The 19,809-nt window shown below is 63.8% G+C and carries 18 protein-coding genes; 7 read left to right on the forward strand and 11 right to left on the reverse strand.

The features are described from left to right. The first annotated feature begins 508 nt into the window (after positions 1-508). Positions 509-1,198, forward strand: coding sequence for a hypothetical protein (locus QX121_RS26925; RefSeq protein WP_315734286.1), 690 nt, complete (start codon positions 509-511; stop codon positions 1,196-1,198). 100 nt (positions 1,199-1,298) lie between these two features. Here QX121_RS26925 and QX121_RS26930 read toward each other — a convergent pair whose 3' ends face one another. Further along, entirely contained in the window at positions 1,299-1,961 is a 663-nt protein-coding gene (locus QX121_RS26930; protein ID WP_315734288.1) for a hypothetical protein, read from the reverse strand. Between the two features lie 385 nt (positions 1,962-2,346). On the opposite strand from QX121_RS26930, the gene QX121_RS26935 reads away from it, so the two are divergent. Beyond that, positions 2,347-3,207, forward strand: a complete 861-nt coding sequence (locus QX121_RS26935; protein WP_315813484.1) for a right-handed parallel beta-helix repeat-containing protein — start codon at positions 2,347-2,349, stop codon at positions 3,205-3,207. Positions 3,208-3,332: 125 nt separating this feature from the next. Here QX121_RS26935 and QX121_RS26940 read toward each other — a convergent pair whose 3' ends face one another. Then, complete coding sequence (locus QX121_RS26940; RefSeq protein WP_315796988.1) at positions 3,333-3,977, reverse strand: glutathione S-transferase family protein; 645 nt, start codon at positions 3,975-3,977, stop codon at positions 3,333-3,335. Positions 3,978-4,063: 86 nt separating this feature from the next. Between QX121_RS26940 and QX121_RS26945 the strand changes: the two genes are divergently transcribed. Further along, positions 4,064-5,047 (forward strand): YafY family protein, encoded by a 984-nt coding sequence (locus QX121_RS26945; RefSeq protein WP_315813485.1) that lies wholly within the window; start codon positions 4,064-4,066, stop codon positions 5,045-5,047. 175 nt (positions 5,048-5,222) lie between these two features. On the opposite strand, the gene QX121_RS26950 is transcribed toward QX121_RS26945, so the two are convergent. The 6 genes from QX121_RS26950 to QX121_RS26975 all read right to left on the reverse strand — a co-directional run bounded on the left by QX121_RS26950 (position 5,223) and on the right by QX121_RS26975 (position 10,164). Beyond that, a complete protein-coding gene (locus QX121_RS26950; protein ID WP_315813486.1) occupies positions 5,223-5,720 on the reverse strand; it encodes a TPM domain-containing protein in 498 nt (165 codons plus the stop codon). 17 nt (positions 5,721-5,737) lie between these two features. Next, entirely contained in the window at positions 5,738-6,637 is a 900-nt protein-coding gene (locus QX121_RS26955; RefSeq protein ID WP_315813487.1) for a YgcG family protein, read from the reverse strand. A 15-nt stretch (positions 6,638-6,652) separates the two neighbouring features. Next, positions 6,653-7,264, reverse strand: coding sequence for a LemA family protein (locus tag QX121_RS26960; RefSeq protein ID WP_315759634.1), 612 nt, complete (start codon positions 7,262-7,264; stop codon positions 6,653-6,655). Between the two features lie 178 nt (positions 7,265-7,442). Then, positions 7,443-8,459, reverse strand: coding sequence for an ABC transporter substrate-binding protein (locus QX121_RS26965; protein WP_315734303.1), 1,017 nt, complete (start codon positions 8,457-8,459; stop codon positions 7,443-7,445). A 41-nt stretch (positions 8,460-8,500) separates the two neighbouring features. After that, positions 8,501-9,367: an ABC transporter permease gene (locus QX121_RS26970; protein WP_315796992.1), complete on the reverse strand. Its 867-nt coding sequence runs from the start codon at positions 9,365-9,367 to the stop codon at positions 8,501-8,503. A 17-nt stretch (positions 9,368-9,384) separates the two neighbouring features. Continuing rightward, positions 9,385-10,164: an ABC transporter ATP-binding protein gene (locus QX121_RS26975; RefSeq protein ID WP_315783520.1), complete on the reverse strand. Its 780-nt coding sequence runs from the start codon at positions 10,162-10,164 to the stop codon at positions 9,385-9,387. Positions 10,165-10,284: 120 nt separating this feature from the next. On the opposite strand from QX121_RS26975, the gene QX121_RS26980 reads away from it, so the two are divergent. The 4 genes from QX121_RS26980 to QX121_RS26995 all read left to right on the forward strand — a co-directional run bounded on the left by QX121_RS26980 (position 10,285) and on the right by QX121_RS26995 (position 14,456). After that, positions 10,285-10,950 carry a response regulator transcription factor gene (locus QX121_RS26980; RefSeq protein WP_315734309.1) on the forward strand — a complete coding sequence of 222 codons (666 nt, stop codon included), beginning with the start codon at positions 10,285-10,287 and terminating at the stop codon, positions 10,948-10,950. Then, positions 10,925-12,349, forward strand: coding sequence for a sensor histidine kinase (locus QX121_RS26985; protein WP_315783522.1), 1,425 nt, complete (start codon positions 10,925-10,927; stop codon positions 12,347-12,349). Before QX121_RS26980 ends, QX121_RS26985 begins: the two co-directional genes overlap by 26 nt. Before the next feature lie 855 nt (positions 12,350-13,204). Beyond that, positions 13,205-13,453, forward strand: coding sequence for a hypothetical protein (locus QX121_RS26990; protein ID WP_315734314.1), 249 nt, complete (start codon positions 13,205-13,207; stop codon positions 13,451-13,453). Between the two features lie 685 nt (positions 13,454-14,138). After that, the gene (locus QX121_RS26995) at positions 14,139-14,456 is read left to right on the forward strand and encodes a multidrug efflux SMR transporter (RefSeq protein WP_315783524.1); all 318 of its coding nucleotides are present in this window, start codon (positions 14,139-14,141) and stop codon (positions 14,454-14,456) included. Positions 14,457-14,468: 12 nt separating this feature from the next. Here QX121_RS26995 and QX121_RS27000 read toward each other — a convergent pair whose 3' ends face one another. From QX121_RS27000 to QX121_RS27010, 3 genes are all read right to left on the reverse strand, one after another. Continuing rightward, positions 14,469-15,587 carry an amidinotransferase gene (locus tag QX121_RS27000; RefSeq protein WP_315783754.1) on the reverse strand — a complete coding sequence of 373 codons (1,119 nt, stop codon included), beginning with the start codon at positions 15,585-15,587 and terminating at the stop codon, positions 14,469-14,471. Between the two features lie 241 nt (positions 15,588-15,828). Next, on the reverse strand, positions 15,829-16,890 hold the full coding sequence (locus QX121_RS27005; protein WP_315783526.1) for a linear amide C-N hydrolase: 1,062 nt from the start codon (positions 16,888-16,890) through the stop codon (positions 15,829-15,831). A gap of 391 nt (positions 16,891-17,281) precedes the next feature. Next, on the reverse strand, positions 17,282-19,621 hold the full coding sequence (locus QX121_RS27010) for a xanthine dehydrogenase family protein molybdopterin-binding subunit (protein ID WP_315783527.1): 2,340 nt from the start codon (positions 19,619-19,621) through the stop codon (positions 17,282-17,284). Positions 19,622-19,809: the final 188 nt, after the last annotated feature.

Here is a 19,809-nt window from a genome sequence, read left to right on the forward strand (position 1 = left end):
GCGCAGGGAAGGCCGGGTGCCGACTGGCACCCGGCCTTCCCTGCGCGATGGCGTTACGGCTGCTTTGTAGTCTCCCCGGTGCGCCGGGCTTTCTGGTCACCGTCATCCGCACGAGGCGAAGCCTGTATGCGAACTTGGCATCGGCATCGGGATGCCAGGACCCTACGACTTGACCGTCCGTACCACGCTTGCTCGCCGGCCCGCTTGCGCAGAGCCCCAAGCCCGATACGGCCACCGCTCCCCGCTGCTACGCCTCGTGACGATCGGCCGAGCCGCCCCTCCTCATCGCGAACGGGATGGCCGGGATCATCGTCGCGATTTGCCCGACGCCGCAAGGCGGCACACATGCGACAAACTGGCTCGACGGGCAGTTGGCGCATGAGAGGGATGCGGGAATTGCCCGTCGTGCGGGGCGGAGAGCAAGGCGGTTGATCCAAGCCGGTGCGTTCAACACGGCGCCGGAATTCCTTGCTAACCTGGCTCACGGCATTTGATTGGACAAGGAAGCATGCGCTTCATTGCGAACATGATCGATCATCGGAAAGTCCGGCGTGCACTTTTCGACTACCCCATCTATTCGCCTCCATTTCACGACAGCGAGGCAGTTCTGTCAGACGCAAAAATCAGGGCAAACTTCGATTATTTTCTCGCGCAGAAGCAAAGCCGCCTCAAAGCATTGGCGGACTATCTGAGGTCATTCTCGATCGAGCTGACGCTATCGGACCGATTTCTGCCGACACTCGACAGCTGGATCTTCAGATATGGCGGACACCTGTTGCCGAGCGACGGCGAAGTCATTTCAGCCATTCATGACTACGAGCCGGCGTGGACCGGTCCATATCACGGCATCAACATCGTCCACGACATCTCGATCTTCGCTGGCGATCTTGTGGTGTCGAAGAACGCCGACATCAGATGGAATGTCTACCACGGCGACGGCACCAGGCGTGATCATGAAGAAATGGGGTTCGGTCAACCGTGTCTCGTGGGGATCCCTCATTTTGGATATGAGAGCCACTGCCCGATATTCTACGAGGTTTTTCGCTGGTTCGCCGCCGCGCGCCACAGGTTGGCGGGGCGTATCGGCCTGAAGATGGACGTCGATCGGAGAGGCAGCTTTGCGGAGCACCTCAACTTCCTGGCCGCCCCCGAGCCTCCACCGGTCGTTCCGCTGTCCCAGCGCGTGATCGATGATTAACAAGCCTCTCCATCCACGAACTAAGTTTGCGGTCCAGGACTGTCACCTCAACTCCCTTGCGAGAGATGCCGAGGTCTCTGGCTTCAGCCCATTGCGCCCCTCAATCTTCATTGACGATCATGCACCGTGCTCGCCGCACGTTACGGGTCAGCTTCGCGGCCTTCAGCGCAGCCTCGAGCCGCCCGCTCAGAAACAGCGCACCCGCAAGGCTCGGGTCGGTCCAGAGGTCACAACCTTCCAGAGCTGCCGCCCCGACCGCAATTTGGTTGTCTTTGGGCAAGCTAACCATCAGTTTGCCCTTGGGCCACAAGTCCGGCTGAACGAAACCGCCGGTTGATCGCCCGGAACGAAAGGTCTGCTTCTGACATCCGAGATTTAGGAAATACCAGGCCCCCGGCACCCGTTCGACGCGATTGCCCTGATAGAGCTCTATGTTGGACAGGCCGCCCTTTCCAAGCTCGAATCTCCCAAGCACTTCGGCAAAATCGGAAGAGACAACGATGAAGGCATTGACCCGAAAGAAATCGGACAACTTTCCAATGCGCCGATCCTTGTACCTCGGGTAGGCCCGCTTCGGACGCTCATCTTCCGTCAACGTTTCACCGTCCTCGTGCTTGCGCATGAGCTTGTCCAGACGGTCCAGTTCTTCCCGATATTCGGTATCTTGCCAGTAATCCTTGCCCTGGTCATCCGGGTTCAGATTGAATTTCGAAATATTGGAAGAGTCCATGAAGCAGTCACTCACCCAGACCCTTTCAATCACGCGACTTCTCCCGAAAAAGACTTATCTCGCAGAACGAGTTTCGACCCACTCCGCCAGAGGGGCGGCGCCGAATACTTCAAACATTTTTACTTACGTCGCTCTTAAAAAAAACGTTGATCCTGCGCAGAGCGATCTTCCAAGGCGCCTGCGCCAAATCACAGGACAATGTGCACTCAATTGGCAGGAGGGGCGAAGGCGAGCAAACTATGAGCTGTCTTGCCGGCGTCGTCATGAATTCTCACCGCGTTTCGGCTGGGCGCCGGTTCTCGATCGCAAATGTGCCGTCTCGCCTCGTCCTTTTCGATGAACGCTCTGGTTGCTTTCGTAGACTAATACTCTGCGTTCGGGTTATTTTTTCATTTCCAGCATTTCAAGGGGAGCGCTCATGCGAAAGCTCATTTCTTCGATCGGATTTTTGTGCGCCGCACTTTTGATCCTTGCCTCGCCAGGGGCTCACGCGCAGGCGACGCGGACCTGGGTGTCCGGCGTCGGCGACGACGTCAACCCGTGCAGCCGCACGGCGCCCTGCAAGACCTTCGCCGGTGCGATCTCGAAGACCGCCGCCGGCGGTGAGATCGACGTGCTCGATCCCGGCGGCTACGGCGCCGTCACGATCACCAAATCGATCACGATCGACGGCGGGGGGACCATGGCCTCGATTCTGGCGTCGGCGACCAACGGCATCAACGTGAATGCCGGCGCCAACGACGTCATCATCCTGCGCAATCTGAGCATCAACGGCGCCGGCACAACCCTCGGCCTCAACGGCGTCAATTTCCTGGCCGGCCGAAAGCTCGTCGTCGAGAACTGTACCTTCGAGAACTTCTCGCAAAGCGCAATCTCGGTCGCGCCGACCGGTGCGGCCCAGGTGGTGATCGCGGACTCCTCGCTCAAGGCGTCCGCGTTCGGCGTCACGGTCTCAACCGCGAATTCGAGCAGTGCGATCAGCGTGCTCGTATCGAACACGAAGACCATCGAAAATGCCAATGCCGGGATATCCGCCACGGTCCCGGCCGGAAAGCCGGGGATGGGCGTGTTTCTCGACCGGCTGACCTCCGAGTTCAACAACACCGGCGTTCTGGCAAGCGGCAGCGGCGCCATCGTGACGTTGGGAAATTCCGTCATCCAGGGCAATGCCAACGGCGTCGTCCAGACCGGCGGCGGCTCCGTCTCGTCCTTCAAGAACAACGCGATCAGCAACAACGGCGTCGACGGCACGCCGCTCACCGGGATCAGCCTGAACTAGCGACGGCGACGCGGGAGGCCGGACGTTCGGCGACCCGCGCCTGGCGGACAACGTGCAATCGCACGAGCGAGGTCCCGTTGATAGCGGGTCCCCGCTCCGTTGCGTCGACAGCTGACGCTCGGCGCTCAGACGCCGGCGGCGGCCGCGTGCTGGGCCGCCATCTCGGCATCCGCGGCGGTGACGCGCTGGAACGCCGGACGCTGGGTGATGCGCTCGGCATAGCGCACGAACACGTCCTTGCGCGGCACGACGCCGAACATCATGGTCCAGTTGAAGGCGACGCCCCACAGCACGTCGGCGGCGGTCATGCGCTCGCCGAGGAGATACGGCCCCTTGGCGAGCTGCTGCTCCAGCGCGCCCAGCATCGTATCGTAGTCGGCATAGGGCGACTGCGTGATCGGGGCCGGTTCGCGCTTCATGAAATGGTCGATCACGGCGGGCTCGAACGACGCACCGTAATAGGCGACCCAGCGCAGATAGGGCCCGCGCATGGCATCGTCGAGCGCCGGCGTCAGCCCCGCTTGCGGAAACAGATCAGCGAGATAGATGAAGATCGCGACCTGCTCGGTCACGATCTGGCCGCGATGTCCGATCGTCGGCACCTTGCCGAGCGGATTGACGGCCAAGAACTCCGGCTTGCGCTGCTCGCCCGCCTTCATGTTGAGGACATGCAGATCGTAGGGCGCGCCCAGCTCCTCAAGCAGGACGCGGGTGCCGGCGGCGCGGGTCTGCGGTGAGTAATACAGCGTGATCTTGTCGTCGGCGGTCATGATGGTGTCCTCCCATTGCCGGCTGCGGTGCGGGCTTGTCGCACACCATACCTGACAAGGTGTGTCAGGTATGTTTAAAGAAGGGCATGCGCGCGAGCCGGCTGCTCTCGATCCTCACCACCCTGCAGGCCAGGGGACAGGTTACCGCGCCCGAGCTCGCAGACGCCTGCGAGGTCTCGGTGCGCACGATCTATCGCGACATCGACGCGCTCGCCGCGGCGGGGATCCCGGTCTATGCCGAGCGCGGCGCCGAAGGCGGATTCCGCCTGCTCGACGGCTATCGCGTGCGGCTGAACGGGCTGTCGCCGACGGAAACCGACGCACTGTTCATGGCGGGCCTGCCGGGCCCCGCCGCCGCGCTCGGGCTCGATGGCGCGATGAGCGCGGCGCAGACCAAGCTGGTGGCGGCACTACCGCAAAGCCTGCGCGCCAATGCCGGCCGCATGCAGGCGCGCTTCCATCTCGACGCGCCTGGCTGGTTCGGCGAGTCCGAGGAGCCGACGCATCTGCGAACCATTGCGGACGCGCTGCTCGCCGACCGCCTGATCGACATCCGCTATCAGAGCTGGCGCGCCGAGAAGCGGCGCCGGGTGGCGCCGCTCGGCCTCGTGCTCAAGGGCGGCGGCTGGTATCTCGCAGGGCAGGTCGAGCGCAGCGTGCGCACCTATCGCGTGGCGCGCGTGCTCGATTGCACCGTCACAGTGGAGACCTTCGCGCGGCCCGCCGACTTCGATCTCGCCGCCTATTGGCGGGCTGCGACCGAGCGGCTGGAAGCGGAGCTGCATCCGAAGCTCGCAACGGTGCGGCTGTCACCGCTCGGCGTGCGGCTGCTAGAGGCGCTGAGTCAGCCCTATGTGCGCGCCCGCACGCGCCTGGCCGACGAAGCCGATGCCGATGGCTGGCGCATCGCGACGATCCCGACCGGAACAACACTATGGCATGCGGCTGGCGAGCTGCTGCGCTTCGGGCCGGAGGTCGAAGTGCTCGATCCGCCCGAGTTGCGGGCGAAGATGACGGAGATGGCGGGGGCGATGGCGAAGCGGTACGGCGCTTCTGCGACGACGACGTGAATGGCAAACACGGCTCCGTCCGCGCCATTGCGAGCGCAGCGGCGCAGCGAAGCAATCCAGAATCCCTCCGCAGAGACGGTCTGGATTGCTTCGCTGCGCTCGCAATGACGGGGTTGGAATCGTGCCCGCCAATTTCAAGTCGGGTTGAGCGAGACGTGTGCCGCGGAATGGATCGCTACAGCACCACTGGCGCGTCGGGCAGCTCATTTGGATCGCCGGCGTGCGGCGGATAGTGCCTGGCGAGCTCGCGTGAGACGGCGGAGATGCCTTGCATGACGCCCTGCTCGAAGTGGCCCTGGCGAAACTCAGCCTCCATCGCCCGGCAGATCGCCTCCCAACCCGCCGCGCCGACACGGTCGTGGATGCCGCGGTCGGCGATGATCTCGACGTCGCGATCGGCGAGCAGGAGATAGATCAGGACGCCGTTGTTGTGCGCGGTGTCCCAGATCCGCAGGTGCGAGAACAGGTCCAGCGCGCGCTCGCGCGGCGGTTGGTCGCGCCATAGCGGCCGACCGTCGAGCGCGCCCTCGACGACGAAGCGAAGCTGGCCGGCATGGGTGCGCTCGCCATCCTTGATCGCCTGCTCGATGCGCGCGAGCACGTCCGGCGTGAAGATACGCTTCATCTGCCAGGGATGATGCAGGAGATGCCGCCCGATCCGCTTGATGCCCATGGTCGCGCGTCCCGTCCTTACCAGCTGCCCGAGGCGCCGCCGCCGCCGAAGCTGCCGCCACCGCCGGAAAAGCTGCCGCTATCGCTCGAGCTGCCGCTGCTCCAACCGCCTGACGACGATCCGCTCGACCAGCCGCCGCGGCGGCCGCTGCCCGGCGTATTCATCCCGGCGAAACTGTCGGCAATGAAAGCGATGACGAAGCCGGCGATGGCCGACAGTGCCGCCAGCCCCGCCGATCCCACCAGCAGCCAGGCGATCACGCCCATGGCGCCGCCAGTCGCGAGCGATCCGATCAGTCGTCCGAGCAAGGTCCGCAGGATGCCGCCGATCACCAGCGCACCAAACAGCGCCACCGGCGCGAAGGAGGAGATCGAGTCGATGTCGAGATCCGTGCCGTGCGAGGCCTGGGGCTGCGGCACCGGCAGGGTCTCGCCATTGATCACGCCGATGATGCGATCGACGCCGGCGCCGATGCCGCCGGCGAAATCACCGCTGCGAAATTTCGGCGTGATGACCTCGTCGATGATGCGGCGCGCGGTGACGTCGGTGAGGCTGCCTTCGAGGCCGTAGCCGACCTCGATGCGCAGCTTGCGGTCGTTCTTGGCGATCACCAGCAGCGCGCCGTCGTCGACCTTCTTGCGCCCGATCTTCCAGGTCTCGGCGACGCGGAGCGAAAACTGCTCGATGGTCTCGGGCTGCGTCGTCGGCACGATCAGCACCGCGACCTGGCTGCCCTTGCGGGTTTCCAGGTCCTTCAGCTTCTGCGTGAGGCCTGCGATGTCCGAGGAGGACAGCGTGCCGGTCTGGTCGACGACGCGGCCGGTGAGCTGCGGCACCGCGACGTCCGCCAGCACGATCGTCGCGAGACAGACGAACAGCGTCGCAAGCAGCGCCTTGAGGACCGGCAGCGCGCGCACGATTCCCTGCTCCGGCTATTTCGACGGCGCAGGCGACGGCGCGTTGAAATCGACCTTCGGCGCCACCGAGATCTCGCGTTCGTTCTCGACCGTGAAGTTGGCCTTCTCCTTGTAGCCGAACATCATTGCGGTCAGGTTATTCGGGAACGTGCGGATGCCGACGTTGTATTCCTGGACCGCCTTGATGAAGCGGTTGCGCGCCACCGTGATGCGGTTCTCGGTGCCTTCGAGCTGTGACATCAGGTCGCGGAACAGCGCGTCCGATTTCAGCTGCGGATAATTCTCAGTGACAACCAGGAGCCGCGACAGCGCGCCGGTCAGTTCGCTCTGCGCGGCCTGGAACTTCTGCAGCGCAGCGGGATCGTTGACGACGTCGGGCGTGGCCTGGACGCTGCCGACCTTGGCGCGGGCGTTGGTGACGCCGAGCAGCACGTCCTTCTCCTGCTGGGCAAAGCCCTTCACGCTGTTGACCAGGTTGGGCACGAGGTCGGCGCGGCGTTGATACTGGTTGACGACCTCGGACCAAGCCGCCTTGACCTGCTCGTCATTGGTCTGGATGGCATTGTAGCCGCAATTGGTCAGGCTCAGCGTCATCAGCGCCGCCAGCACGGTCAGCAATTTCCGCATCGCGCGTCCCCCTTCTCCCGGTTGTGCCGCCTCGTCAGAGCACAGCTTGGGCAGCGGCGCAATGACGGCCGGCGGCCGCCGGACATAAGTCTCGGCGGCCGGAGCGTGGGTTCGGGAGAGTTCCCGGGCGACCTCGCGGATGCCAGTCATTGGCCGCGCAGGCCGTGACGGGTCTCGGTCAACTGCCCTTGCGGTCGCGTAGCTGGGTCACGAACATGTCCTGCCAGCTCGCCGGCTTGACCTTGATCGAGCCGACGCCGTGCATGAACTCGGCGATCTTCAGCACGCCCTCTGGCGTCGACGAGAACCAGGTGTCCTTGTCCTGCAGCATCTCCAGCACGTCCTCCTTGGTGGTCTTCACCTTGGCGGTGCGGGCATAGATCTCGGCCGCGGCAGCCTTGTCGTTGGCGATCAGCGTGCAGGCCTCGTCGAGCGCATCGAGGAACGCCTGCACGACCTTGGGATTGGCGTCGACGAAGCGCTTGGGCGCGAACACCACGTCCATCGTCATCCGTCCGAGCACGTCGGCGGAATTGGCAACGCGGCGAATCTTCGAATCCTTCAGCTCGATGTAGGAGAACGGCGGCGAGGTGAAATGCGCCGTGATCTCGGTCTTGCCCGAGGTGAGCGCCGCCAGCGCCTCCGGATGCGGCAGGCCGACGGTCATCGGATCGAGCTTGGCGTAGTTCTCCTTGCCGAACTCCTGCGCCGCCATCATCTGCAGCATGACCGCCGACAGCGAGGTCTTGATGCCCGGCAGGGCGATCTTGTCGCTCGGCTTGAAATCCTTCAGCGACTTGATCTCAGGATTGTTGGTGTTCATCCACAGCGAGGTCGAGCTGAGGCCGCTGACGCCGACCACCTCCACCGCCGGAATGCCCTTGGCCTTGGCCCACAGCGTGATGAAGCCGGGCGCGCCGGTGCCGGCGATGTCGAGCGAGCCGGCCATCATCGCGTCGTTGATGATGTTGCCGCCGTCGAGCATCTGCCAGTTCACCTTGAACGGACCGAGCCCGGCCTTCTCCGCCTGCTTCTCCATCAGCTTCTGATCCTCCATCACGATCAGCGGCAGATAGAGGATGCCGTAGCCCTTGGAGAGCCTGATCTCCTTGACCTCGGCCTGCGAAGCGCCGGTGGCGCCGAGCAGCGCGGTGAGGCCGAGCGCGGCGGCCGTGAGTGATTTGCTCCAGGACATGGTCGTCTCCCTTCCGTGTTGTTGTGCTTATAACTCGAAAATCAGTGCTGCATGCCCCAGCGCCGCACCGTCTTGCGCTCGATGGTCGCGAACACGAGGTTCTCGACGACGAGGCCGATGAAGATCACGGTGAACAGGCCGGCGAAGACGTTGGCCGTCTCCAACTGGTTGCGGTTCTCGAAGATGAACCAGCCGAGGCCGCCGGAGCCCGAGGACACGCCGAACACCAGCTCGGCCGCGATCAGGGTGCGCCAGGCGAAGGCCCAACCGACTTTCAGGCCGGTGAGAATGGCCGGGAATGCGGCGGGGATCAGGATGAAGCGCACCAGCTTCAACCCGCGCAGGCCGTAGTTCAGGCCGACCATGCGCAAGGTGTTCGACACCGAGCGGAAGCCGGAATGGGTGTTGAGCGCGATCGCCCACAGCACCGAATGCACCAGCACGAAGATGATACTGCCTTTGCCGAGGCCGAACCAGATCAGCGCCAGCGGCAGCAATGCGATCGCCGGCAGCGGGTTGAACATCGAGGTCAGCGCCTCCAGCATGTCGGCGCCGATCCGCGAGCCGATCGCGATCGTGGTCAGCACGGCCGCCAGCGCGATGCCGATGCCGTAGCCGATCAGCAGCGTCTCCAGCGACACCAGGGTGCGCGCAGGGATGATGCCGTTACCGATGTTCTCGAAGAAGGCTGAGAGCGTGTCAGTGAAGGTCGGAAACAACAGGGGATTGCCGAGCCACAGCCCATAGGCCTGCCACAGCGCGGCGAGTGCCACCAGGATGATGGCCTTGCGGACCGCACCGACGTGGTAGATGCGTTCCAGCCAGGACAGGCTGGCCTCGACCTTGACGTCGCCGAGGGGCGTGTCTGCATTGACGATTTCGGGGCGCAGCGCCATCGTCTCGCTCATGATGCTCTCCTCGTGTCTCAGTGATGGCCGAACAGCATGTCGTTGATGCGCCCTTCGAGCGCGACCTGTTCGGGCGAGCCCATCGTGCCCGGCGGCACGCTGTTGAGCTCGGCGCGGACGCGGCCGGGATGCGGCGACAGCAGCAGGATGCGCGAGCCGATCTTGATCGCCTCCTCGATCGAATGCGTCACGAACAGCACGGTGAAGCGGGTGTCCTGCCAAAGCTGCAGCAGCTCATCCTGCATCTTGCGCCGGGTCAGCGCGTCAAGCGCGGCGAACGGCTCGTCCATCAAGAGCACGTCGGGCTCCATCGCCATGCCCCTGGCGATCGCGACACGCTGCTTCATGCCGCCGGAGAGCATATGCGGATAGGAGTCGATGAACTTGGTGAGGCCGACCTTGTCGATATAGGACTTGGCGCGCTCGTTGGCTTCCGCCGTGCCGAGCCGGCCGCTGGCGGTCAGCGCGAACACGACGTTCTCGCGCACCGTCTTCCACGGGAGCAGCTGGTCGAACTCCTGGAATACCATCATGCGGTCCGGGCCGGGCTCGGTGACATCGTGGCCCTTGAGGCGGATGCGGCCCTCGGTCGGCTTCAGATAACCGCCGATCGCCTTGAGAAGCGTGGATTTGCCGCAGCCGGAGGGCCCCAGCAGCACGAAGCGGTCGGAATCGAAGACCTTGAAATCGACGCGGTAGGTCGCCGTGACCAAGGTGTCCGGCGTCTTGTACTGGAGCGTCACGCCCTCGACGGAGAGCAGCGGCTCGAACTGAGATGGCGATTGATGGACGGTCATGCGTCCTCCCCTCCGTTATATTGCAGTGCGAAATTTCGCTTGGTGCACTTCGGCGCCCTTATCCGAGGTGATAGAGGAGGAGACTGACGCGAACCTGACTCCGAGGCGGACAACGAGACCGTGCGCATCCTGCTGGTGGAAGACACGCCCGAGATCGGCGCCGCCGTGACCAGCCGGTTCGAGCGGATCGGCTACGCCGTCGACTGGGAAAAGGACGGCCGCACCGCGAGCGAGCTGATCGAGGTGCAGACCTATGACCTGATCGTGCTCGACGTGATGCTGCCGAACATGGACGGCTTTGCCGTGCTCAAGCACCTGCGCAAGCGCGGCCTGCGCACGCCGGTGCTGGTGCTGACCGCGCGCTCGGCGGTGGACGACCGCATCGGCGCGCTCGACCTCGGCGCCGACGACTACCTGATCAAGCCGTTCGACTATCGCGAGCTGGAGGCGCGGGCGCGGGCGCTGCTGCGCCGGGCCGCCGGCCAGTCCGACAATCTGCTGACCCTGGGGCCGCTGGTGATCGACCGCGCCGGGCGCACCGCCAGCGTCGCCGGCCAGCCGCTGGACCTGACGCGGCGCGAGCTGACCGTGCTGGAAATCCTCGCCGCACGCCCTGGGCGTTACGTCGCCAAAGAGGAGCTGGTCGAGCAGCTGTTCAGCTTCGACCAGGATCCGAGCCCCAACGCCGTCGAGCAGTTCGTCGCCCGGCTGCGGCGCAAGCTGGCGGCGACAACAGTCGAAATCAAGACCGAGCGCGGCCTTGGCTATCAGCTCCACGCTTCGTGACCTCAGGACCTCGCTGCGCGCGCGGCTGTTGATCGCGATCGGCGCGATCCTGGCCGTCGGCGCCGTCGTGCTGAGCCTCGCCGCCTGGCAATATGCCGCCACCGCCGCGCGCGACGCCTATGACAAGCTGCTCGCCGGCGGCGCCGTGCAGATCGCCGAGAACATCTACATGCAGGGCGGCGTCGTGACGCTGGATCCGCCGGCGGCAGCGTTTGCGACCTTGTCGGCCTATGACCTCGTGTTCTATCGCGTCACCGATCCGCGCGGCGTCGTCGTCGCCGGCTATGACGATCTCGCCGTCACCGCGCCCGCCAGGGCGCTGCGCGAGGGCGTGGTGCTGCGCGACGGCATCTATCGCGACCAGGCCGTGCGCATCGCCGCGGTAGCGCGCAAGCTCGACGGCGCGCCCGGAGACGGCTGGAGCCAGATCGTGCTGGCGCAGACCCTGCGCGCCCGCGACGCGCTGACCTGGGATCTTGCCTCGAAGGCGATCGGCCTCATCGCCGCGATGAGCGTGCTGGCGCTGGTGGCGACTGCGCTATGCCTGCGGCTGGTGTTCGCGCCGCTGACGAGGATCGAGGCCGAGATCGTCAAGCGCCGGCCGGACGATCTCAGCCCGATCGCGATCACGCCGCCGCGCGAGGTGCGCGCGCTGGTCGGCGCGATCGACGGCTTCATGCAGCGCCTCGCCGAGCGCATCGCGCTGATGCAGCGCTTCATCGCCGACGCCACCCACCAGCTGCGCACGCCGCTCGCTGCGATCGATGCCGAGGTCGAGCTGCTGAGCGATCAGACCAAGGACCCGAAGGCGTTCGACAGGCTGCGCAGTCGCATCGCGGATCTCGCCCGCCTCACCAGCCAACTGCTCGATCACGCCATGATCCAGCACCGCGCCCAGGCGCCGCGCTTCGCCGCGACCGACATCAACGCGCTGGCCAAGTCGGTGTTGTCGCAGAGCGTCCCGTTGTCGCTCGACCGCGAGGTCTCCGTCAGCTTCGTGCCAGCAGAAGACGATGCCGTCATCGCCGCCGATGCCATCAGCCTGCGCGAGGCACTCGCCAATCTCATTCACAACGCGCTGGCGCATGGTGCAAAGATGCGGTTGATGGTGACGGTGGAAAGCAAGGCGAGCCATGTCGCGATCATCGTCTGGGACGACGGCCCCGGCATCGCCGCCGAGGCGCAGCAGCGATTGCTATCTCCCTTCCAGAAAGGCGACGGCTCCCACGGCTCAGGCCTTGGCCTCGCCATTGCGAGCGAGGTCGCGCAGGCCCATGGCGGCCGTCTGCGGTTCAGCGGAGTGGCAGGCGACTTCAGTGTGCGACTGGAGCTGCCGGTCGATCGGTCGACGGCAATCGATGCACGTCCAGATTCACAGCTCAAACAGCAGCGGACATGACGTCGTCGTCCCGCGGCGGATCACGCCCGAGTCTTGCGATCGACATGCCCTTTCGAAGATCGAGAGGGCGCAGGGAAGGCCGGGAGCTCGCCGCCCCCATGGCCCCCGTGCGAACAAAATGCACGGGGCAGGAACCACAGGTTCGGCCGAGACGTCCCGGCCTTCCCTGCGCGACGGTTTTAACGCTTATATCGTGCTCTTCTCGGTGCACCGGGCTTTTTGGCCACCGTCGTCGCTCGGATCATCACCCAAGCAACTTAGCATCAGCGTCGGGATGCCAGAACCACACGACTTCACGTCCGCCCTCGCCGCGTTCGTCTCACGCCGCAAAAACGTCCATCGCATCCCCGCCTCGCGTGTCGTGACGATCGCGCGCAACGCCCCTCTCGTCGAGGCGGGATGCGTGCATCATCCATGATTTCTGATAAAAAGAAAGAGGAAAATTTCGGGACTACGGCCTCACCAGCCCTTGCGCGTTGAAACGGCTGGCGAAATGAGTTTTTGCGCGCCCATGATTTTTCGTCCCCTACGGCACTCCCGTACGATCGGACCGGCACAAATCTTCGCGCGTTTTGCCCGACTCAGCCGCCCCCCGGTCGCGACCGTTGGGGCGGACATCCTGGCTTGCCAGCATTCCCGGCAGCTTTAGCTTGGGTATTTTCGTCGTAGACGGACCGACCGACTTTGATCGAAATCAATACGTAGTATTCTGAGATAATTTCTACTTCTAGGTGTAAGAATTACTGAATTCAAGTTCGCGCCAAGCTAACGGGTGCTGGTCGGTTTTATATTGAGTTGACCGCTTGACATCGAACCGGGACGCAAGTGGCAGCGCGCAATTTAGGAGAAAGAACCATGACCGATGAAGATCTGTTTCTCAGTAAAGACAAAACAACAGTAACGGACAAAAAAGGCAAAACCATTTTGGTGCGAACCGAGATCGATGGAAAGACAATATATGTCGAGCCATCCTTGGCAAAGGCATCGGGAAAATACTGTGTAAGTTTTGGAAAAAAGAAGATCTGTGTCAATTGGGATGAACATAAGGCGTGTATCGGATGGGACGACATTGAGTTTTGTTTGAAATGGGAAACTAAACCCTAGTTCTCTTCTCAACTCATTGCTTTCCAGTGATGATGCCCAAACGATACGGCCTCTCGCGCTGACTGGACGCCCGGGGCGTGACATTACGTCGTCTGCTCATCGCTGAATCGCCCGACTCCCCACCCTTGTCCACCGTCAGGCCACCACCGCAAGAGGGATCGAGCCGCACTTCTGCGCGGTCCTGCGAAGGCTCACCATCCCGATTGGCCGACCGCGAGCAACCAGTCTTTTTCGAGGCTGGGGGATTTGCGGCGGGGTCGTAAGAGCGAAGTAGATTCTACCGGAGCCTACTATTTTGGATGTCAACTTCGGACCAAGGGCGGCTGTGGCCGGCAGGCGGGTGGCACAGCCGATCTGACCCCAGCTCCGGAAATGTCGGGCGCGCTCCAGCACTTTCGCTTCGGGCCATGAGCCGACATGCCGTGCTGTTCGATCACCACGGCGGCCGTAGACGAAATCTCCATCAGGTGCCCAGGCAGCTCTCAATTGATGATCGACTCATATTTGTTGGCTCTTGAACCGCTTACCCAGGGTGATCCGACAAGCCGGCTTTTCCGTAGCCTTCCAGCGTGCACATGCAAAGTGTAAGGGCTTGGCGAAACGAGTTGGCAGAATAGCGAGACCGTGGAATTCTGACACGAACTCCGTCGAGGATCGTTAAGCCCATCTTTTGGGAGAACCTCTCATGGCCTGGGTGATCTTATTCATTGGCAGCCTTTGCGAGGTGGGTTGGCTGATCGCTCTCAAATATTCCGAAGGTCTCTCGCGCCTGCCGTCGATCCTGGTCACCGTGGGTTTTATGGGCGCCAGCGTCGGTTGTCTTGGCCTCGCCATGAAGACGATCCCGATGGGCACGGCCTACGCCGCGTGGACCGGCGCGAGCATCGCCGTCGCCACTCTCTTCGGAATCTATCTGTTCGACGAGCCGACGACCGCGACCCGGCTCGCCTCGATTGGTCTCATTGTACTTGGCATCGTCGGACTGCGCCTCGAGTCCGGATAGGCGTGCCAATCCTCAAAAATAGCTCTCGAGCGCCCCGCGCCGCCTGATGTCGAGTGTCGCGCAATGGAATGCGCCGCCAAATGCGGCGTAATGCAGGAATTCGCAGGGGATCGGCTCGAAACCCCATTGCTCGATCGCACGCATCGTTCGCACATGATGCGGATCAACGATGATGCGCTTTTCGTCCACCATCAGTACATTCATGTTGAGCCATTTTCCGCATAGCGACGTGATATTGAGCATGCGATCGGTGATCGGATCAGGCTCGGGAGCGACGAGAATGTCCCATTTCTTCAGTATGTCCGGGAGGCGGCTGACGTCGATGTATTCGGGATTGATCAGAAGCCTGCCCGGCCCCAGCGGCAAAATGGTCGTGTCGATGTGCATCGGGCTACGACAGCGGCTCTCGATCTCGTGGATGCGATAGCCGTCGCCGAGATGGCGGCGCAGCCATTCGATGCCGGATGCATTGGTGACATTGCTGAGGGTTACAAACAGATCGCGCCCGCAGCGAACGAAATCGGCAGCGTCGAACACCGGTTCGAATTCAGTCAGAATATATGACATCGGCTCACCTTTTTCGGGCCGTCTGAAATCGGCGTTATACAGTTCGTCCGTGAGTTGCGGCCGTGGCGCGGCAGTCCAGCGGGCGCCGCGACGGAAATAGTCCTTCAGGACCGGACGAAAGGAATGGGTCTCGAAATAGCGGCTGGGCCACGCCATGGGCGTTTCAATAATTTCGTCTCCGATCACGAGCATGCTATCGCGCGGGCAGGAGTTGCAGAAGCCGCGCGAAGACCATTCGGGCGTGCTGAAGCGCTTCTTGAAATCAACCGGTTCCGGTCGGGTGACCACCACGCCAAGCGACTGCAACAACGCAATAAAGCCATCGAGCTCGCGCTGAGCCGGTTCAATCAACATCCTTGGATAGCGGAAGCCCCCGAGCAGCGCTTGCGCCCGTGCAGCCATTCCCGGAATGTTACAGGCGACGACCGGATGGGCGGATGGGATCGTCGCGCCTTCGAGCCTTCCGACAATCACTTCCTCGAGTGGATCCCACTCATTGTGCGAGTTGACCGGAGAGATCCTTACCTTGCGGTCGGCATCCGGGCCGATTTCGTGCGTGATCATGGCATGACCAAAGCAGGAGGTTGCTGATGTGGCAGGAATACTCTGGTGCGACAGCATCGCCGGCGCATAGCCTCAGTGCTGCAATGCACCACAATCCGTCCTTAACAAACGGCGCGGCGCTTCCGGCCCGGTGCGGTGGCAGGGCTGCACGGCGAGCGCCCGGCATCATGTCGCGCGGCGTGCGAGCGCCACAACGCAGATATAAGGATGACGTTGTATCTGTCCTCAGGGTTCCGCCCCGTCAGGAGCCGCCTTTCTTGAATTCCAGCGGCGCGGCCGGCTTGAACTGGCTGCTCACCTCGCCGACCAGATCTCTGTCCGCCCCGGACAGGTCGAGCTTGCGGATCGGAGCGCCGACGGAAAGGTCGATGAGCGGCAAGTTGACCCAGACGATGTTCGGGCTGAGCGTCGATTCGAAGAAATAGAGCCGGTCGGTCGAGTCGGCGACGGCCCGCCAGATCGTATGCGATGCCTCCGGTCGCTTCGGGTCTGGCCGCACGAAAGGCTGCGCCACGTTGCGCATGACCGACAACATGCGGGCCACGGTCTGGCGGGTGTCCGACGGCTTGGTCTGGTTCTGGATGTAATAGGCGGCGCGGACGAAGCGGTCGGCCGCTTCGCTCGTCCCCGGCAGCGCTTCGGTGCCGCCAAAGACGTGGTATTTCTTCAGATTGGCGAGCTGCTCGGGGAAGGGCGGCGAGTTCGTCATGACCAGATAGCGGCGGTCGTGATGAACGCGCACCTTGCCGCTATCGACGATTTCGATGATCGCCGAATCGCCCGTCGCGTCCGAAAGCGACAGATGCACGGTCGCCGTCGCGTATCCGGGCATGCCGGCGGTGATGAGTTGATAGCGACCGGTTTCGATATCGGCCACGGCCTCGGCAACGGTGGCAAAGTTGTCGAGGTTGTATTGCGCCCATAGCGACAGCGCGAGGCCGGGGCGCTTGAGATCGCGCTTTCCGTAATCGCTCTCGGAGAGCCACAGCAGGTTGGCGACAAGACCTTTTTCATTCATGCCGTCGGCGATCGCCAGATTATAAACCGCCCCGCCGACGCTGCCGTATTTCGACGTCCAGCTCAGTTCGTTGTCGTCGCCGCTCTCGCCTTTGCGCGCAAGGCCGCGCGGGAAGGCCCAGAGATCGGTGCGCATGTCTTCGGGCCAATCCATGTTGCGCCCGGTGACAACGGCCTGACCATTATCGGCCCAGAGGACGCGCGAACACGCGTCCGCCAGAGATGATCCAGACGCGACCATTGCCAAAGCCATCGCCCCGCTCATCACGCCCGCACACCGCCGCATGGTCGCGCTCCTCGTTGTGTTGGATACAATCTAGAGGCGAGTGCGAGTCGGCGACCTTGATCTGGGTCAATCATCGTCGCTCTCGGTCGCGACGCCGCGACGATTCGCGTGAGATCGTTGTCTTGCCGGGCTCGGCGGGGCGATCCGACAGCATCGTCCCCTCAGGTGCGCAATTGCACCGAAAATCTCGAGATTCCGGATTCAGCCCTGACGGGCTGCCCGGAATGGCGGGCTATGACGCAGCGAGATCAGTCGCCGCTGGGCATGCAGGGGCGCGACCGGATGCGGGCGTAACCCTCGCCGCCCTCGTCACCGAACAGTTCGGCGCAGATCGGCGCGTTGAGCGACGCAACAGGAGCACGTCCGACGCGGGAGCGTCCCGCGCGCTCGCTTAGGCCGACGCTTTGGCTTTTGCCGCCTTCGCCTCGGAGATCGCCGCCCACACCTTTTCCGGCGTCAGCGGCGTCTGCAGGTTGGTGATCCCCAACTCGAACAGCGCGTCCATCACGCCGTTGGTGACGCAGGGCGGGCCGCCGATGGCGCCGGATTCGCCGCAGCCCTTGGCGCCCAGCGGGTTGGTCTTGCACGGCGCAGAATCGTCGAGCGTGACCACGATCGGCGGCACGTCGTCGGCGCGCGGGATGCAGTAGTCTTGATAGGTCGCGGTCAGGAGCTGGCCGTCGGCATCATAGGCGACGTTCTCGTACAGCGCCTGGCCGATGCCCTGCGCGACGCCGCCATGGATCTGGCCCGCCACCAGCATCGGATTGACGGCGACGCCGACGTCGTCGACCGTGGTGTAACGCACCACGCGGCTGATGCCGGTCTCCGGATCGATCTCGACCTCGCAGACATGCGTGCCGTTCGGCCAGCTCGGACCGTCGACCTCGCCCTCGCTGTCGACCGAGAGCTTGGCCTGCTTCTCCTTGCCGGCGATCTCGAACAGGCTGATGCGGCGGTCGGTGCCAACGACCGTCAGGACGCCATCGCGATATTCGATGTCCTCGACCGCGGTCTCCAAGAGGTTCGATGCCTTCTCGCGCGCCTTGGCAATGAGATCGTTTGACGACACCGCCACCGCGGTGCCGCCGACGAACAGCGAGCGCGAGCCGACGCTGCCGAAGCCGGTGGCGAGATCCGTGTCGCCCTGCACGACGTCGATCTTGTCCAGGGGAATGCCGAGCGTGTCGGAGATCATCTGGGTGTAGGTGGTCTGCAGGCCCTGCCCCATCGCCATGGTGCCGGAATGCAGGATCACGCGGCCTTCGGCCGTCGCATGCAGCGACACCTTCTCGGTGTGGGCGCGGCCGCCGGTCCATTCGATATAGCTGGTCAGGCCGCGGCCGTAGAGCATGCCGCGCTTCTTCGCCTCGCGCTTGCGCGCGTTGAAGCCGTCCCAATCGGCAAGCTTGGACGCGCGCTCCAGCATGTGGGCGAAGGCGCCGGAATCATAGACCTGGCCGACGGCGTTGGTGTAGGGGAGCTGCGCCGGCTTGATGTAGTTGGTCTTGCGGATGGCGCGCGGATCGATCCCGATCTGGCGCGCGGCCGCATCGAACAGCCGCTCGACGATGAACACCGCCTCGGGGCGTCCGGCACCGCGATAGGCGCCGACCGGCGCCGTATGCGTCATCACGGTCTTGACCTCGAAATGCACCAGCGGCAGGTCATAGACTCCGGTCTGCACGAACGGCCCGAGCACCAGCGGGATGATGTTGGCCGCGCCCGACGAATAGGCGCCGGTGGCGCCGATCGAACGCACCCGATAGGCCAGCACCCTGCCCTTGGCGTCCAAAGCGAACTCGGCCGTCGAGGTGAGGTCGCGGCCATGGGTGCCGCCGACGAACTCGTCGGTGCGCTCGGCGCGCCAGCGGATCTTCTTGGCCAGCTTGGTCGCGGCATAGGCGACGATGCCGTCCTCCGGATAGAGGTTGGTCTTCTGGCCGAAGCCGCCGCCGATGTCGCCGACCAGCACGCGCACGCTCTCCTTCGGCCGCTTCAGCACGGCTTCCGCAAGGACGTCACGGGTCGAGGCCGGCGTCTGCGACTGCACATGGAGCAACAGCCGGCCGGTCTTCTTCTCGATCTCGGCAATGGTCGAGCGCGGCTCCATCGCCGAGGGCACCAGGCGCTGGCTCGTGATGTCGAGCGACACTTTGTGCGCAGCGCTGGAGAAGGCCTCCTCCACCTTGGCGGCATCGCCATAGCTCATCGCGGCAACGATATTGTCCGGCGCCTCGGCCCAGACGACGGGCGCACCCGGCTCGAGCGCCTTCACCGGATCGGTCACCGCCGGCAGCACCTCGTAGTCCACGACGATCGCTTCCGCCGCTTCCTGCGCGATCGTGCGCGAGGTCGCGACCACGGCGGCGACCGCTTCGCCGGTGAAGCGGACGATCTCGTGCGCCAGCAGACGGCGCGGCGGCACCGTCATCGGCTTGCCGTCGGGCCGCTTGAAGATCGCCAATGTCGGAATGGTGCCGACATCGTCGGCGACGAGGTCCGCGCCGGTGTAGATCGCCTGCACGCCGGCGATCTCCCGCGCGGCGGCGGCATCGATGGACACGATCTTCGCATGGGCATGCGGCGAGCGCAGCACGTAGAGCCAGAGCGCGCCATCCTCCGCCTTGTCGTCGATGAACTGTCCCTTCCCGGTCAGCAGTCGCTGATCCTCCAGACGCTTGACGGGCTGCCCCGCACCAAACCGCATATTGTTGGGAAGAATGTTCATTCGTCAGTCCTTGGTCAGTTCAAATGCAATTGCATGCGTTTTAGCGGATCGCAGTTCCGCTGGCCAAGCCGTGATTGTGCTGGTGCGGCATACCACACTGTCATGCCCGGGCTGGGCCCGGGCATCCACGACTTCGTTTCCGCTTGGCATGGATGGCCGGGTCGGCACGGCCATGACGGCATTAAGGA

This window comes from Bradyrhizobium sp. SZCCHNR2028 (genome assembly GCF_032380995.1).
Lineage (GTDB): Bacteria > Pseudomonadota > Alphaproteobacteria > Rhizobiales > Xanthobacteraceae > Bradyrhizobium.

Coding starts and splice junctions, on each gene's coding strand:
- QX121_RS26950 (WP_315813486.1), bottom strand. CDS start 5,720: ATGGGCATCAAGCGGATCGGGCGGCATCTCCTGCATCATCCCTGGCAG.
- QX121_RS26970 (WP_315796992.1), bottom strand. CDS start 9,367: ATGAGCGAGACGATGGCGCTGCGCCCCGAAATCGTCAATGCAGACACG.
- QX121_RS26935 (WP_315813484.1), top strand. CDS start 2,347: ATGCGAAAGCTCATTTCTTCGATCGGATTTTTGTGCGCCGCACTTTTG.
- QX121_RS26960 (WP_315759634.1), bottom strand. CDS start 7,264: ATGCGGAAATTGCTGACCGTGCTGGCGGCGCTGATGACGCTGAGCCTG.
- QX121_RS26925 (WP_315734286.1), top strand. CDS start 509: ATGCGCTTCATTGCGAACATGATCGATCATCGGAAAGTCCGGCGTGCA.
- QX121_RS27005 (WP_315783526.1), bottom strand. CDS start 16,890: ATGCGGCGGTGTGCGGGCGTGATGAGCGGGGCGATGGCTTTGGCAATG.
- QX121_RS26945 (WP_315813485.1), top strand. CDS start 4,064: ATGCGCGCGAGCCGGCTGCTCTCGATCCTCACCACCCTGCAGGCCAGG.
- QX121_RS27000 (WP_315783754.1), bottom strand. CDS start 15,587: ATGATCACGCACGAAATCGGCCCGGATGCCGACCGCAAGGTAAGGATC.
- QX121_RS27010 (WP_315783527.1), bottom strand. CDS start 19,621: ATGAACATTCTTCCCAACAATATGCGGTTTGGTGCGGGGCAGCCCGTC.
- QX121_RS26995 (WP_315783524.1), top strand. CDS start 14,139: ATGGCCTGGGTGATCTTATTCATTGGCAGCCTTTGCGAGGTGGGTTGG.
- QX121_RS26975 (WP_315783520.1), bottom strand. CDS start 10,164: ATGACCGTCCATCAATCGCCATCTCAGTTCGAGCCGCTGCTCTCCGTC.
- QX121_RS26965 (WP_315734303.1), bottom strand. CDS start 8,459: ATGTCCTGGAGCAAATCACTCACGGCCGCCGCGCTCGGCCTCACCGCG.
- QX121_RS26940 (WP_315796988.1), bottom strand. CDS start 3,977: ATGACCGCCGACGACAAGATCACGCTGTATTACTCACCGCAGACCCGC.
- QX121_RS26990 (WP_315734314.1), top strand. CDS start 13,205: ATGACCGATGAAGATCTGTTTCTCAGTAAAGACAAAACAACAGTAACG.